Below are 13,899 nucleotides of genomic sequence, written 5' to 3' on the forward strand. Positions count from 1 at the left end.
AGAAAAAGCTTCGCACATCTCCTCACGCCATGCCCGCTCCGCCCTCGCCGATAAGAGGGGCGTGGCGTCCATTCACATCCCGATCACGTCCAGGTCACACCCCTGCGCGCACGAGCGGCACCTTCAGCGCCTCTAGGCTGGGAACATGAGGATCGTGGCGCTGGCGGGCGGCATCGGTGGGGCCCGCTTCCTGCGCGGACTGCGGGCGGCCGCCCCCGAGGCCGAGATCACCGTGATCGGCAACACCGGAGACGACATCTCCCTGTTCGGTCTCCGGGTCTGCCCCGACCTGGACACCGTGATGTACACGCTCGGCGGCGGCATCAACGAGGAGCAGGGCTGGGGGCGCCGGGACGAGAGTTTCACCGTCAAGGAGGAACTGCTCGAATACGGCGTCGGGCCGTCCTGGTTCGGGCTCGGCGACCGGGACTTCGCGACGCATATCGTGCGCACGCAGATGCTCGCGGCCGGGTACCGGCTGTCCGCGGTGACCGAGGCGCTGTGCGACCGGTGGAAGCCGGGCGTGCGGCTGGTCCCGATGACCGACGACCAGGTCGAGACGCACGTCGTCGTGGACGACCCGGAGCACGGCCGCCGCGCGATCCACTTCCAGGAGTGGTGGGTGCGGCTGCGCGCGTCGCTGCCCGCCGTGTCGATCGCGCCGGTCGGCGCGGACGAGGCGAAGCCCGCGCCGGGCGTGCTGAAGGCGATCGAGGCGGCGGACGCGGTGCTGTTCCCGCCGTCCAACCCGGTGGTGAGCATCGGGACGATCCTGTCGATCCCCGGCATCAAGGACGCGGTCGAGCGCAAGACCGTGGTCGGCGTCTCGCCGATCATCGGCGGCGCTCCCGTGCGCGGCATGGCCGACGCGTGCCTGACCGCGATCGGCGTCGAGACGTCCGCGCAGGCCGTCGCCGAGCACTACGGCGCCGACCTGCTGGACGGCTGGCTCGTGGACGAGGCCGACAAGGGCGTGGCCGTCGAGGGGATCGAGGTCCGTTCGAGGCCGCTGCTGATGAGCGACCCCGAGGCGACGCAGGCGATCGCGCAGGAGGCGCTCGACCTCGCGCGGGAGCTGGCGGGCGCCCGGTGAGCTTCCAGGTGTTCGGCGTCCCCGGGATGCCCGAGGTCAAGGACGGCGACGACATCGCCGCGCTGATCCCCGCCGATCTGGTGCAGGACGGCGACATCCTGGTCGTCACGTCCAAGATCGTGAGCAAGGCGGAGGGCCGGGTCCTGGTCGCGGACGACCGGGAGAAGGCGATCGAGGCCGAGACCGTCCGGGTCGTCGCGCGCCGCGTCCACGCGCGCGGCGAGACGCGCATCGTCGAGACGCGGCAGGGGCTCGTCCTGGCCGCCGCCGGCGTGGACGCGTCCAACACCGAGCCCGGAACCGTCCTGCTGCTGCCCTTGGACCCCGACGCGTCCGCCCGGCGCCTTCGCGCGCGCGTGCGCGAGCTGACCGGCGCGAACGTAGCGGTCATCCTGTCCGACACTCTGGGGCGCCCTTGGCGCGAGGGCCTGACCGACAACGCGATCGGTGTCGCCGGCATGTCCCCCTTGGACGACTTCCGCGGACGCACCGACGCCTATGGCAACGACCTGTTCGCCACCATCACGGCCGTCGCGGACGAGCTGGCCTCGGCGGCGGAGCTGGCCAAGGGCAAGCTCTCGGGCGTCCCCGTGGCGGTCGTGCGCGGCCTGGGCGACCTGGTCACGGACGAGGACGGCCCCGGCGCGCGCGCTCTGCTGCGCTCCCCCGACGAGGACATGTTCCGGTACGGCTCGGCGGACGTCCTGTACGCACGCCGGACGATCCGGGAGTTCTCCGACGAACCGGTCGATCCGCAGGCCGTCCGGCGCGCGGTCGCCGCGGCGATCACCGCCCCGGCGCCGCACCACACCACGCCGTGGCGGTTCGTCCTGCTGGAGTCGGAAGAGTCGCGCACCCGGCTGCTCGACGCGATGCGCGACACCTGGGAGGCCGACCTGCGCCGGGACGGCAAGACCGAGGAGTCGATCGCCAAGCGGCTGAAGCGCGGCGACGTGCTGCGCCGCGCGCCGTACCTGGTCGTCCCGTGCCTGGTGATGGACGGCTCGCACGACTACCCGGACGAGCGCCGCTCGACGGCCGAGCGCGAGATGTTCGTCGTCGCGACGGGCGCGGGCGTGCAGAACCTGCTGGTGCAGCTCGCCGTGCAGGGCCTCGGCTCGTGCTGGGTGTCGTCCACGATGTTCTGCCGGGACGTCGTGCGCGACGTCCTCGCCCTGCCGGACGACTGGGACCCGATGGGCGCCGTCGGTGTCGGCCATGCCGCCGCACCCCCGCGCCAGCGCCCGCCGCGCTCCCCCCAAGCGTTCATCGAAGTCCGCTAAGCACGCGGCACCGCGCGGCACCGCGCAGCGCAGCGACACGCAGCGATCCGTTAGGGCGGAGGGCCCGATAAGCCCTCCGCCCTAACGCATTCTCAGGTCGCGATAAGCGGAAGCGCGCGTCCTTGCCCGAAGTCGCCGATACCGTCCGTGCGGCGTGCCGCGGCAATACGTTCGGCGGTAGGGACGCCATAGAGCGTCGTGCGCTGCTTAGCCGGACGGCCCGCACGCTCGGCAATGGCCTCAAGCTCACTGATGGCCTTGAACGAGCCGTTCTCGGAGCCCGCCATGCGGCTGATGGTCTCTTCCATGAGCGTGCCGCCCAGGTCGTTCACACCGCCTTGCAGGACGCGCGTGCACAGTTCGTCGCCGAGCTTGACCCACGACGTCTGGATGTTGTCGATCGCGCCGTGCAGCAGGATGCGCGCGAGCGCGTGCACGGCGACGTTCTCCCGGACGGTCGGCCCCGGCCGCGCGAGTCCGGCCAGGTAGATGGGCGAGTTGTGGTGCACGAACGGCAGCAGCACGAACTCGCTGAAGCCGCCCGTCCGCTCCTGGATCGAACGCAGCAGTTTGATGTGCGCGACCCAGTGGGCGGGCGTGTCCACGTGCCCGTACATCATCGTGGACGTCGTCCGGATGCCGAGCTCGTGAGCCGTGGTGACGACCTCGACCCACTGGTCTGCGGGCAGCTTCCCCTTGGTCAGCACCCAGCGGACATCATCGTCGAGGATTTCGGCGGCCGTGCCGGGCAGCGAATCCACACCAGCCTCGCGCGCCGCGACGAGCCACTCGCGAATCGACAGGTCCGTGCGCGCGGCTCCGTTGACGACCTCCATCGGGCTGTAGGAGTGCAGGTGGATCTCCGGCGCGCGCTTCTTCACCTCGCGGGCGAGGTCGAAGTAGGCGGTACCGGGCAGGTCCGGATGGATGCCGCCCTGCATGCAGACCTCGGTCGCGCCCGCCGCCCACGCCTCGTCCACGCGGTCGCCGACCTGCTCCAGGGAGAGCGTGTAGGCGTCGGCGTCCGTGCGGCGCTGCGCGAACGCGCAGAACCGGCAGCCGGTGTAGCAGACGTTCGTGAAGTTGATGTTCCGCGTGACGACGTAGGTGACGTCGTCGCCGACCACCTCGCGGCGCAGGTCGTCCGCGAGCTTGGTGAGCGCGTCGAGTTCCGGTCCGTCCGCGTGGAGGAGCGCGAGCGCCGCATCGTCGGAAAGGCCGGCCGGATCGCTTTCGGCTGACGCCAAAGCGGCCTTGATGTCGGTATCGAAACGCTGCGGAGCCGTCGCGATGCGCTCGCGCGCCGCGTCCCAGTCGCCGTAGACCGAGTCGAAGTCCTCGCGCCGGTCGGACGTGCGGCCGGCGGTGTCGATGGAGACGTGCAGGTCGGTGCGCCCGGACGCGGTGAAGCCGCCGTCCGGCTCCTGCCACGGGCGGCCCTCCGGCACCGCGTCCTCGCGGGCGAGGCCGGTCTCCGGGTCGGCGAGCGCGGCGACGTGCCCGGCGAGGCGCGGGTCGAGCCACGGCTCGCCGCGCTTGAGGTACTCGGGGTAGATCGTGAGCCGCTCGCGCAGGGTGAAGCCGGCCTCGGCGGTGCGCGCGGCCAGCTCGTCGATGTGCGGCCACGGCCGCTCCGGGTTCACGTGGTCCGGGGTGAGCGGCGAGACGCCGCCCCAGTCGTCGATCCCGGCGCGCAGCAGCAGCCTGTACTGGTCGTCCACCAGGTTCGGCGGCGCCTGGATGCGCGCCTTCGGCCCGAGGACGAGCCGGGCCACCGCGATCGTCGCGGCCAGCTCCTCCAGCTCGGCGTCCGGGGTGTCGCGCATCTTGGTGTCCGGCTTGGCGCGGAAGTTCTGGACGATGACCTCCTGGACCGCGCCGTACTCGCGCATCGTCCGGCGGATCGCGAAGATCGCGTCCACCCGCTCCTCGACCGTCTCGCCGATACCGATCAGGATGCCGGTGGTGAACGGGACGTTGCTGCGGCCCGCGTCCTCCAGCACCCGCAGCCGGACGGCCGGGTCCTTGTCCGGCGAGCCGAAGTGCGGGCCGCCGCGCTCGCTGAACAGGCGCGTCGCGGTCGTCTCCAGCATCATCCCCATGGACGGCGCGACCGGCTTCAACCGCTGGAAGTCCTGCCACGTCATCACGCCGGGGTTGAGGTGCGGCAGCAGGCCGGTCTCCTCCAGTACGCGGACGGCCATCGCGCGCACGTACGAGAGCGTGTCGTCGTACCCGTGCGCGTCGAGCCACTCGCGGGCCGGCTTCCAGCGGTCCTCGGGCCGGTCGCCGAGGGTGAACAGCGCCTCCTTGCAGCCCATCGCCGCGCCCTGGCGGGCGATGTCGAGGACCTCGTCCGGGCTGAGGTAGGGCGACTCCAGCCGGTGCGGGACGGTCGCGAAGGTGCAGTAGCCGCAGCGGTCGCGGCACAGGCGGGTGAGCGGGATGAAGACCTTCCGGCTGTAGGTGATCACACCGGGGCGCCCGGCCGCGTCCAGGCCCGCGTCGCGGGTCCGGGCGGCGTGCGCCAGCAGGTCGTCGAGCTGCGCGCCCCGGGCGTGCAGCAGGATCGTGGCCTCGGTCGGGTCGAGCGTCTTGCCGTCGCGCGCCCGCGCGAGCGCCCGGCGGAGGGCGGCTTCTGAGGGAGCGGATGCACGCGTGCTCTCAACGTCCATGCGCGAACTCTATGCCAAGCGTCATATTCCGGCAGCGAGCGGGGCCCGCGATGTGCGTCACGTGGAGAACCGCCCGGCGAGGGCCACGCCATCGCCGCGGTCACGAAGGACAGCAACGGCTCGTCCCGTCCTGTTCCCGAATGCGCGCCGAATTCCCGCCGCCGAGCTCAAGCGCTCGGGTCACGCACTCATTTCCGGCGCTCGACTCGGCCGCTCCGCTCGGCCCAAGCGCTCAGCACAACCGTTCAGCACTGACGTTCAGCTCAGGCACTCGGGTTTGGGGACGTTCGGGCCGCGGACGAGGCTGGGACGGCGCGCGGCCAGCTCGCCCGCCGACGCGCGCAGGGCGTCCAGCAGGGCGCGGACGGACGGCCGGACGTCGGCGCCGACGCGCGTCCACATCACCATCCGGCGGCGCAGCGGCTCGCCGGCGAGCGGCCGGGTGACGACGCCGGGCTGCTGCTCGGCGAAGGCCAGGTCGGGCATCACGCTGACCGCGCCGCCGTGCGCGATCATCGCGAACATCACCATGATGTCGTTGGTGCGGTAGCGCACGTCCGGACGGTAGCCCGCCAGCTCCAGGCAGGCGCGTTCGAGCACGTCGGCGTGGTTGGTGCCGACGTGCCCGGCGACCCAGAGCTCGTTCGGCAGGGCGTCCAGGGGGACGGGCTCGCCGGACGCGGCGAGCGGATGCCCCTCCGGCAGCGCGACCCGGACCGGCTCGCTCAGCAGTTCCTCGGCGACCAGCTCGGGACGGCGCACGCGCGGCAGCTGCGAATGCTCGTCGGTCAGCGCGACGTCGATCTCCTGGAGCGCGAGCGCTTGGAGGACGCGGATGAACTCCTCGTCCAGGACGTCCACCGTGAGATCGGGGTAGCCGGACGCGAGCCCCGGCAGCGCGGGCGCGAGGACGTGCAGCAGCGCCGTCTGGAACGCGACGATCCGGACGGTCCCGGCGACCCGGCCGGACGCGGCGAGCGCCTCCTCCTCGGCGCGGCGGGCCTCGTCCAGCAGCGTCTTCGCGCGGGCGGCCAGCACCTCGCCCGCCGGGGTCAGCCGCAGCCGCCGCCCGACCTTCTCCACCAGCGGCACGCCGACCTCGCGCTGCAACTGCGCGAGCTGCTGCGACACCGCGGACGGGCTGTACCCGAGCGCCTCGGCGACCGCGCCCGCCGTGCCGCGCTGCTGAAGCTCGCGAAGCACCCGCAACCTGCCCAGATCCAACATAGTGAAGGGATTCTTACACGAACGCTGAAGAAACTGTCGCTGGACCTGAACATTGGACCGCGTCAAACTGTGAGTGCGGCCGGGGGGACGGCAAGGCGTCACCCCGGCCCGCACCACCCGCGCGGGAAGTCCGAGCCCAGGCCAGGGCTCACGAGCATCCGATGCGAAAGGACTTCTCAGATGTACCTCATCCTCGCCCTCATCGCCCTCGCCGTCCTCGGCCCGCTGTTCGGCCGCGACACCCGGGACGGGCTCGACTGGGCCCGCGGCAACTTCTGGCTGCCGCGCCGCACACGCCCGGACGCGCCGGTCAGAAGCTCCGGTAGTCGCGGACCGGAAGCCGCGGGCCGCGCCTCGGCGGACGCTCGCCGCTCAGTTCCAGCAGGCGCGTGACCCGATGCCGGTGGCCCCGGTACGGCTCCAGCAGCTCCAGCATCCCCGCGTCGTCGGTCTTGCTGCCGGTGAGCGCCCAGCCCACGACGCCGGACAGGTGGTAGTCGCCGACCGACACCGCGTCCGCGTCACCGACCGCCCGCTGCCGGGTCTCGGCCGCCGTCCACACCCCGATCCCGGGAAGTGAGCGGAGCCGGGACTCGGCCGCGTCGCGTTCCAGCCGGGACGCGACCCGGCACGCGCCGATGATCGTCCGCGCCCGGACCGCCTCGATCCCGGACCGGTGCCACTCCCACGACGGGATCAGCGCCCATTCCTCCGGCGCCGGCGGGACCCACAGGTCCAGCGGCCGCCGCCGGTCGGTGAGCACGCCGGACGGCGCCGGCGCCGGCGCGCCGAACCGGCGCAGCAGGTAGCGCCACGCCCGCCACGCCTCCGTGCTCAGCACCTTCTGCTCCAGGACGGCCGGGACGAGCGCCTCGAACACCCGGTTCGTCCGCGCGATGCGCAGGCCGGGGTGGCGCCGCGCCGTCTCGCGCAGCACGTCGTGGCGCGGCTCGAAACCGGACGGGTCGTCGGCCGCGCCGAGCATCTCCGGGACCGCGTCGAGCAGCCAGCCCGCGCCCGGCCCCCACGCCGACGCCTGGATCACGTCCGAACAGCGCCGCAGCCGGACGGTTCCTGGGCCGTCCGGCGTTCTGACGGCACGCCAGAACCCACCGCCCGCGTCGATCGCGAACGCCGGATCACCTGTGCCGCGCCGATGCGTCCTGAGAACCAGGCCCAGATCGACGTCCCACGGCGGCCGCCACTCCCGCTCCTGGATGACGCCTCCCCGCTCCGGAAACGCGTCCACGTTATGCGACCCCGGGGACAGAACGGCCGCTCGCGCACGGCGGACGGCCGGTGAGTGCCGGGCTCAGACCGGCCGCCCGCTCGCAGCGGGCGGCCGAACGTGCAGGTCAGTGGCCGGAGGTGAGGGTGGGGTCGAAGGTGGCGGCGGCGATCCTCACGACGTACGGCCCCTCGGAGCCGTCCTTGTTGCCGGTCGCGTTGAGCGAGTACGCGATGACGCGGCTCAGGTCGCGGGTCGCCATCAGGCCGGTGGTGTACCCGGGGCGCGAACCGCTCTTGCCCCACGCCACCACGCCGTTGGAGCTCTCGAACCGCGCCAGGCCGAGGCCGAAGCAGGCGCGCCCCGGGGTCTTGGAGATGACGCAGTTGTCGTGGCCCTTGTACGGCACGTCCGGGACGCGGAACATCTCCTTCAGCTCCGGCTTCGGCACGACGCGGCCGCGGAACAGCGCCGAGATGAACCTGGTCAGGTCGGACGTGCTGGAGATCAGGCCGCCCTCGGCGGCGGGCCAGGGGCTCTGCCGGGACACATCGCGCAGCACGGTCTTCCCGTTCTCCTGGACGGCAACGTACCCGTGCGCGTGCGGGCCGGGCAGGCGCGGGTCGCGCCGGTCGAGCGCGAAGGTGTCCTTCAGGTGCAGCGGGCGGATGATCCGGCGGGTCACCTCGTCCTGGTAGGTGCGGCCGGTGACCTTCTCGATCACGACGCCCGCGACCCAGTAGTTCAGCCCGTTGTACTGCTGGACGGTCCCCGGCGCGGCGGCCATCGGGTACCGGACGCCGTCGGCGACGATCTGCCGCATCGTCCAGGAGTCGAGGCGGTGCGCGACGAACCAGTCCGCGTCGCCGAAACCGAGGTTCCCGTCGGTCGGCAGCCCGCTGGTGTGGTTCAGCACCTGCCGGACGGTGATCGGCGGGTACGCCTTGGGCAGCAGGCCGGGCACGTAGTGCTGGACGGTCCGGTCCAGGTCCACCTTGCCGTCGTGGACGAGCTGCAGCATCAGGGCCGCCGTGAAGACCTTGCTGACCGAGCCGATCCGGAACCGGCCGTTCGCCGGGACGGGGGCCTTCGTCCGGACGTCCCGCACGCCGGACACGCCCTGCCAGTTCCCGGCCGATCCGGACACCTTCAGGATCGCGCCGGTCACGGTCGCGTTCGGCAGCCCGCCGATGGCCGCCTTCAGCGCGGCGGGGTCGAGCGGGGGCAGCGCGCCGGTCGGAGCCAGCGCGGCGGCCTTGCCGGCCGCGCCGGTCGTGCCGGCGGAGGCGACCGCGGGGACGGCCGCGAGAAGGGCGGTCACCGCGGCGGCCGCGGTGAACAGAGGGAGTTTGCGCATGGCCAAAAGCCTCTGACGAACCCGGCGCCGAAAGATCGACCCGGCGGATGAACCGAACGGGTCCGGCCCTTCCGGATGAACCCCGAGCCGTCCCTGAGACCGATCCCTGACGGACTCGCGCGGCGGGCCGCGTCCGGGCAGATCAGGCGTCGGTGGAGAAGCGGACGGCGGTAGGGGGCAGGGAGATCCCCGGCCACAGCCGCAGCCCGTCGCGCAGCTCGTTGCCCGGTCCGACGCTCGCGCCGTCCCCGAGGATGACGCCGTCGAGGACCGCGCCCGGGCCGACCCGCGCGCCGCGTCCGATCACCGAGTCGCGGACGGTCGCGCCCTCGGCGACGAACGCTCCGTCCTGCAGGACGCTGCCGAGCACCGTCGCGCCCGCCTCGATCTCCGCGCCGCGGCCGACCGTCGTGCCCTCCCGCACGACCGAGCCGTCGGACACCACCGCGCCCGGCAGGATCAGCCGGTCGCCCGCGGCGCCGGGCATCGCGGGCGAGGCGATCCGGCCGAGCACCAGGTCGCAGGAGCCGCGCACGAACGCCTCGGGGGTGCCGACGTCCAGCCAGTACGCGGACTCGACGTAGCCCATCACCGTCGCGCCGGACGAGATCATCGTCGGGAACGTCTCGCGCTCGACCGACACCACCTCGCCCTCCGGGATCGCGTCGATCGCGGAGCGCCGGAACACGTAGCAGCCCGCGTTGATCTGGTTGGTGACCGGCCGCGCCGCCTTCTCCAGGAACGCCGTCACCCGGCCGTTGTCGTCGGTCGGGACCACGCCGAACCGGGACGGGTCGTCCACGGTGGTGAGGTGCAGCGTCGCGGCGGCCTGCGACTGCTCGTGCAGCACCACCTGCGCCGGGACGTCGTGCCCGGACAGGATGTCGCCGTTGAGGATCAGCACCGGGTCGTCCGGGGCGGACGACAGCGCCGCCGCCGCGTTCCGGATCGCGCCGCCGGTGCCGAGCGGCTGGCTCTCGTGCACGTAGGTCAGCTCGACGCCCTGCGCCTTGCGCCCGAACGCCGCCTCGAACATCTCCGCGCGGTAGGACGTGGCGAAGACGATGCGCGTCACGCCGACCTCGTGCGCCCGCGCGAGCTGGTGGGCCAGGAACGCGACCCCGGCCGTGGGCAGCAGCGGCTTCGGCGTCGAGATCGTCAACGGGCGCAGCCGGGTTCCCTGTCCCCCGACCAGCAGGATCGCTTCCACTGGACTCCTTCAGCGCTGTCCGAAACCGCGGCCGTCCGAGGCGCTCCTGTCCGGAACGCGTCGTCCGGCGAGCCTAACGCGTTCCGGCGACGGCTCGTTCCGCACCGTGAGGACACCGCCACGGGCACGGCCGGGGCGCGTCAGGACGGGTGCGTCGCCGCGTAGCGGTCGATCGCGCGGGTGTAGGCGGCCATGTGGTCGCGGGCCGAGCCCTCCCAGGTGAACGCCTCGGCGCGGGCCGACGCGGCCTCGGCCAGCTCGACCCGGTGCTCGGGCGCGTCCAGGAGCGCCGACAGGGCCTGCGCGATCGCGGTCGGGTCGGGCTCGGTGTAGGCGACCGCCTCGCCGCCCACCTCCGGCAGCGGGCCGCGGCGCGTGGTGAGGACCGTCCCGCCGCAGGCCATGGCCTCCAGAACGGGCAGACCGAAACCCTCGCCGCGGCTCGGCAGCGCCACCACCAGCGCGCCGCCGAGGAACCCCGGCAGCAGCGACCACGGCAGGTACCCCGACCGGACGACCCGCAGGTGGTTCGGGACGACCGCGAGCGCCGCGTCGACCTCGTCGTCCCAGCCGCCGCTGCCCGCCAGGACGAGCGCGGGCGGGTCGGCGCGTCCGGAGCAGGCCCGCACCCAGCCGCGGATCAGGTTCGGCACGTTCTTGCGCGGCTCCAGCGCGCCCAGGTACGCCACGTAGGGGTGGCCGTGCAGGCCGAGCCGGTCCGAGACCCGCTTGACCTCCTCGGGCGTCGGGCGCCGGAACGCCCCGTGGTCGACGCCGTGGTAGGCGACGTCGATGTGGTCGGGCGGCGCGCCCAGCAGCCGGACCAGGTCGTCCCGGACGGCCTTGGACGGCACGACGATCCGGGTCGCGCGGCGCGCCGCCGTCCGGGTAGCCGACTTGATGTAGGACGTGCGGAGCGGGTCGTGCCGCTCGGGCTCGGCGAACAGCGTCACGTCGTGGATCGTCACGACCGTCGGCAGGCCCGCGTGGACGGGGATCGCGTAGCTCGGTAGATGCAGCACGTCCGCGCCGACCTGGTGGGCGACGCGCGGCAGGCCCGTCTGCTCCCAGGCGAGCCGGGCCGCGCGGTGGGCGAGCGCCGCCGGGCCCGGCACCACCTGCGCGTCCGGCGCGAGCGCGACGTACCGCTCCTGCTCCACCCGCTGGCACGCCACCGCCAGATCGGCCCCGAGCCCGTGCAGCGCGCGCAGCAGCCCCTCGGTGTAGCGGCTCAGCGCGCCCCGGTCGGCGGGCACGGCGGTGGCGTCCAGCAGGACGCGCGGCGGCCGCAGTTCGCTGGGCACGATCCCACCCCCGTGACGTAGATCACCCTTTACTCCCCGAGCCTACGCCGATCGGGCCCGACCCGAGGGTTTCATCCGCGTTTGGACCGCCTTGGACGGCATGGCGCGCCCGCCACCCGCCGGCCCGCCCCACCTGCGCTCGGACCCGGACGCCCCGACGCGAGCCCCGCGGCTGCGGGCCGCGCCGCGCAGCCCCACGATTGCAGGCCGTGTCGCGAGCCCCGCGGTTGCGAGCCCCGCAGTCGCGGGCCGTGCCGCGCAGCCCGCGGTCAGGCCCGCTTGCGAGCCTGGACGAGGACGATGCTGCCGCGCTCGTTCGGGGCCTTGGCGTCGGCCGCGGCGACCAGCGGCGCGAGCGGCGCGGCGGCGTTGAAGCCGACCTTGCCGCCGTACGCCGACAGCGACAGGTACAGCCGCTCGGCCGCCGCCGTCCGGAACTGGTAGGAGTGCCGGACCAGGTCCAGGCCGCGCGCGTCCATGAGCTTGGCCAGCGACTCGTGCGTGTAGGTGTGCTGCACGTGGTACTTCGCCTTGTGCGCGTCGCGCAGCTTCGGCCAGGAGTCGGCGCGGCTGAGCACGTCGGCGGACATGAAGATCTGCCCGCCGGGCTTCAGCACGCGCGACATCTCATCCAGCGAGGTCCCGCCGTCGTCGAAGTGCTCGATCGCGCAGACCGACAGGATCGCGTCGAAGGAGCCGTCGTGGAACGGCAGCTTCAGCGCGTCGCACTCGATCAGCGCGGGCGGGTACGCGAGCGTCTGCCCGTACTCCATCTTCCCGCGCGCCAGGTCGATCGAGACCGCGTGCGCGCCGCGCTTGCGCGTCTGCCCGGCCCAGTACCCGTCGCCGCCGGCGACGTCCAGCACCTTCTTGCCGCGCAGGTCACTGCCCATCCAACCGAGGAGCGTCCCGGCCTCGCGGTACCGGCACACGTGCACCTGATGCCCTACGAAGGCCACCACATCCGAGAGTTTCATCGGCCCCAGCCTATAGACGATGCCCCGTCCGGCGGGTGTCCTCCGCGTGTCACGCACGGAACGACCGGACGGAACGACCGCACCGTCCGTCCGCGTCACCGCGGCGGGTGCCGGGGGTCCCCTACCCTGGGGGCGTGACTCAGAAGGCCGTGGCCATGCGCGCGCTCCGCGTGGTGTTGTTGCTGCTCGCGCTCGGGTTCTGCGTCTGGTCGGTCGCCTCCAAGTGGGACGACACCGTGCACGCGTTCGAGCAGATGTCCTGGTACACGCTGCTCGGAGCCTTCGCGCTCGGCTTCGCCGGGCTCGTGGCGTGGATGCTGGCCTGGCGGACGTTCCTGGCCGGTCTCGGGTCCGAGCTGCCGCTCGGCGCGGCGTACCGGATCGCGTTCGTCTCCGGGCTCGGCAAGTACGTGCCGGGCATGGTCTGGGTCCTGGTGTCGCAGGTCGAGATGGCGCACGAGTACAAGGTGCCGAGGGCGCGGAGCTTCTCGGCGACGGTGCTGGCGATCGCCACGTCCACGGCCTGCGGGCTCGCGGTGGCCGCGGTCACGCTGCCGCTGACGTCCCCCGACGCGCGCGAGCGGTACTGGTGGCTGTTCCTGCTGGCCCCGGTGCTGCTGGCGTGCCTGCACCCGAAGATCGTGACGTGGGCCCTGAACCTGGTGCTCAGGACCCTGCGGCGGACGCCCCTGGAGCACCCGGTCAGCGTGGCCGCCACGCTCCGCGCGGTGCTGTGGACGGTCGCCGGATGGCTGCTGTTCGGCGGCCACCTGTGGCTGCTCAGCATGGCGGCCGGCGGGTCCGGCGCGGGCCTGCCGTTCCTGGCGACCGGCGCGTACGCGCTGGCGTTCGTCGTCGGGCTGCTGGTGTTCCTCGCGCCCGGCGGGCTGGGCGCGCGCGAGGCGGTGATGGTGCTGGTGCTGACGCCGGTCATGCCGACCGGCGCGCCGATCGTGGTGGCGCTGGCGTCCCGGGTGCTGCAGACGGCCGCCGACCTGGCCGGCGCGGGCAGCGCCGTCCTGCTCGGCCGGCGGGCCCGAAAAGATCGGACGACCGGGAATGAACCGGGACCGGCCGAACTTTCCACCAGTACGCAGCCGACCGGTACGCAGGCCGCCGGCACCCAGGCCCCGAGTACGCAGCCGACGGGCACCCGGCCCACCAAGGAGCAAGCATGAGCGCCCCCATCACCGTCACCGACGCGACCTTCGACGAGCTCGTCCTCAAGAGCGAGACCCCGGTCCTGGTGGACTTCTGGGCGGACTGGTGCGGCCCCTGCAAGATGATCGCGCCGGTGCTGGACGCCATCGCGGCCGAGCAGGACGGCAAGATCACGATCGCGAAGCTGAACTACGACCAGAACCCCAAGACGCCGAACGAGCACGGCGTGCTGGGCCTGCCGACCCTGCTGCTGTTCAAGGGCGGCGAGGTGGTCGAGCAGATCGTCGGCGCCAAGCCGAAGCGCGCGCTGCTCAAGATCCTCGAGCCGCACCTGGCCTGACCCGCCCCCGCGCCTGACGCGCCCGCGTCGGCGCGGCGCCCGCG

General features: G+C 73.0%; 11 protein-coding genes. 4 read left to right on the plus strand and 7 right to left on the minus strand.

The features are described 5' to 3' along the window. The first annotated feature begins 145 nt into the window (after nt 1-145). On the plus strand, nt 146-1,093 hold the full coding sequence (gene cofD / locus FHU30_RS03205; RefSeq protein WP_253871239.1) for a 2-phospho-L-lactate transferase: 948 nt from the start codon (nt 146-148) through the stop codon (nt 1,091-1,093). After that, on the plus strand, nt 1,090-2,376 hold the full coding sequence (locus tag FHU30_RS03210; RefSeq protein WP_308211169.1) for a coenzyme F420-0:L-glutamate ligase: 1,287 nt from the start codon (nt 1,090-1,092) through the stop codon (nt 2,374-2,376). The genes cofD and FHU30_RS03210 overlap by 4 nt, the downstream gene beginning before the upstream one ends. A 92-nt stretch (nt 2,377-2,468) precedes the next feature. On the opposite strand, the gene FHU30_RS03215 is transcribed toward FHU30_RS03210, so the two are convergent. From FHU30_RS03215 to FHU30_RS03245, 7 genes are all read right to left on the minus strand, one after another. Further along, a complete protein-coding gene (locus FHU30_RS03215) occupies nt 2,469-5,051 on the minus strand; it encodes a bifunctional FO biosynthesis protein CofGH (RefSeq protein ID WP_253871241.1) in 2,583 nt (860 codons plus the stop codon). Nucleotides 5,052-5,309: 258 nt separating this feature from the next. Further along, nucleotides 5,310-6,254, minus strand: coding sequence for a LysR family transcriptional regulator (locus FHU30_RS03220; protein ID WP_253871243.1), 945 nt, complete (start codon nt 6,252-6,254; stop codon nt 5,310-5,312). A 334-nt stretch (nt 6,255-6,588) separates the two neighbouring features. Next, nucleotides 6,589-7,527 carry a DNA-3-methyladenine glycosylase family protein gene (locus FHU30_RS03225; protein ID WP_253871245.1) on the minus strand — a complete coding sequence of 313 codons (939 nt, stop codon included), beginning with the start codon at nt 7,525-7,527 and terminating at the stop codon, nt 6,589-6,591. Nucleotides 7,528-7,633: 106 nt separating this feature from the next. After that, entirely contained in the window at nt 7,634-8,863 is a 1,230-nt protein-coding gene (locus tag FHU30_RS03230; RefSeq protein WP_253871246.1) for a serine hydrolase domain-containing protein, read from the minus strand. Nucleotides 8,864-9,005: 142 nt separating this feature from the next. Continuing rightward, a complete protein-coding gene (manB, locus tag FHU30_RS03235; RefSeq protein ID WP_253871249.1) occupies nt 9,006-10,073 on the minus strand; it encodes a mannose-1-phosphate guanylyltransferase in 1,068 nt (355 codons plus the stop codon). Between the two features lie 140 nt (nt 10,074-10,213). Continuing rightward, nucleotides 10,214-11,377: a glycosyltransferase family 4 protein gene (locus FHU30_RS03240; protein ID WP_253871250.1), complete on the minus strand. Its 1,164-nt coding sequence runs from the start codon at nt 11,375-11,377 to the stop codon at nt 10,214-10,216. Between the two features lie 269 nt (nt 11,378-11,646). After that, nucleotides 11,647-12,354: a class I SAM-dependent methyltransferase gene (locus FHU30_RS03245; RefSeq protein WP_253871252.1), complete on the minus strand. Its 708-nt coding sequence runs from the start codon at nt 12,352-12,354 to the stop codon at nt 11,647-11,649. A 134-nt stretch (nt 12,355-12,488) separates the two neighbouring features. On the opposite strand from FHU30_RS03245, the gene FHU30_RS03250 reads away from it, so the two are divergent. Together FHU30_RS03250 and trxA are read left to right on the plus strand one after the other, a co-directional pair. After that, nucleotides 12,489-13,532: a lysylphosphatidylglycerol synthase transmembrane domain-containing protein gene (locus FHU30_RS03250; protein WP_253871254.1), complete on the plus strand. Its 1,044-nt coding sequence runs from the start codon at nt 12,489-12,491 to the stop codon at nt 13,530-13,532. Then, nucleotides 13,529-13,855 carry a thioredoxin gene (gene trxA / locus FHU30_RS03255; RefSeq protein WP_253871256.1) on the plus strand — a complete coding sequence of 109 codons (327 nt, stop codon included), beginning with the start codon at nt 13,529-13,531 and terminating at the stop codon, nt 13,853-13,855. Before FHU30_RS03250 ends, trxA begins: the two co-directional genes overlap by 4 nt. Nucleotides 13,856-13,899: the final 44 nt, after the last annotated feature.

The sequence above is a fragment of the Actinomadura rupiterrae genome (assembly GCF_024172125.1).
In the GTDB taxonomy this organism is placed as follows: Bacteria; Actinomycetota; Actinomycetes; order Streptosporangiales; family Streptosporangiaceae; genus Spirillospora; species Spirillospora rupiterrae.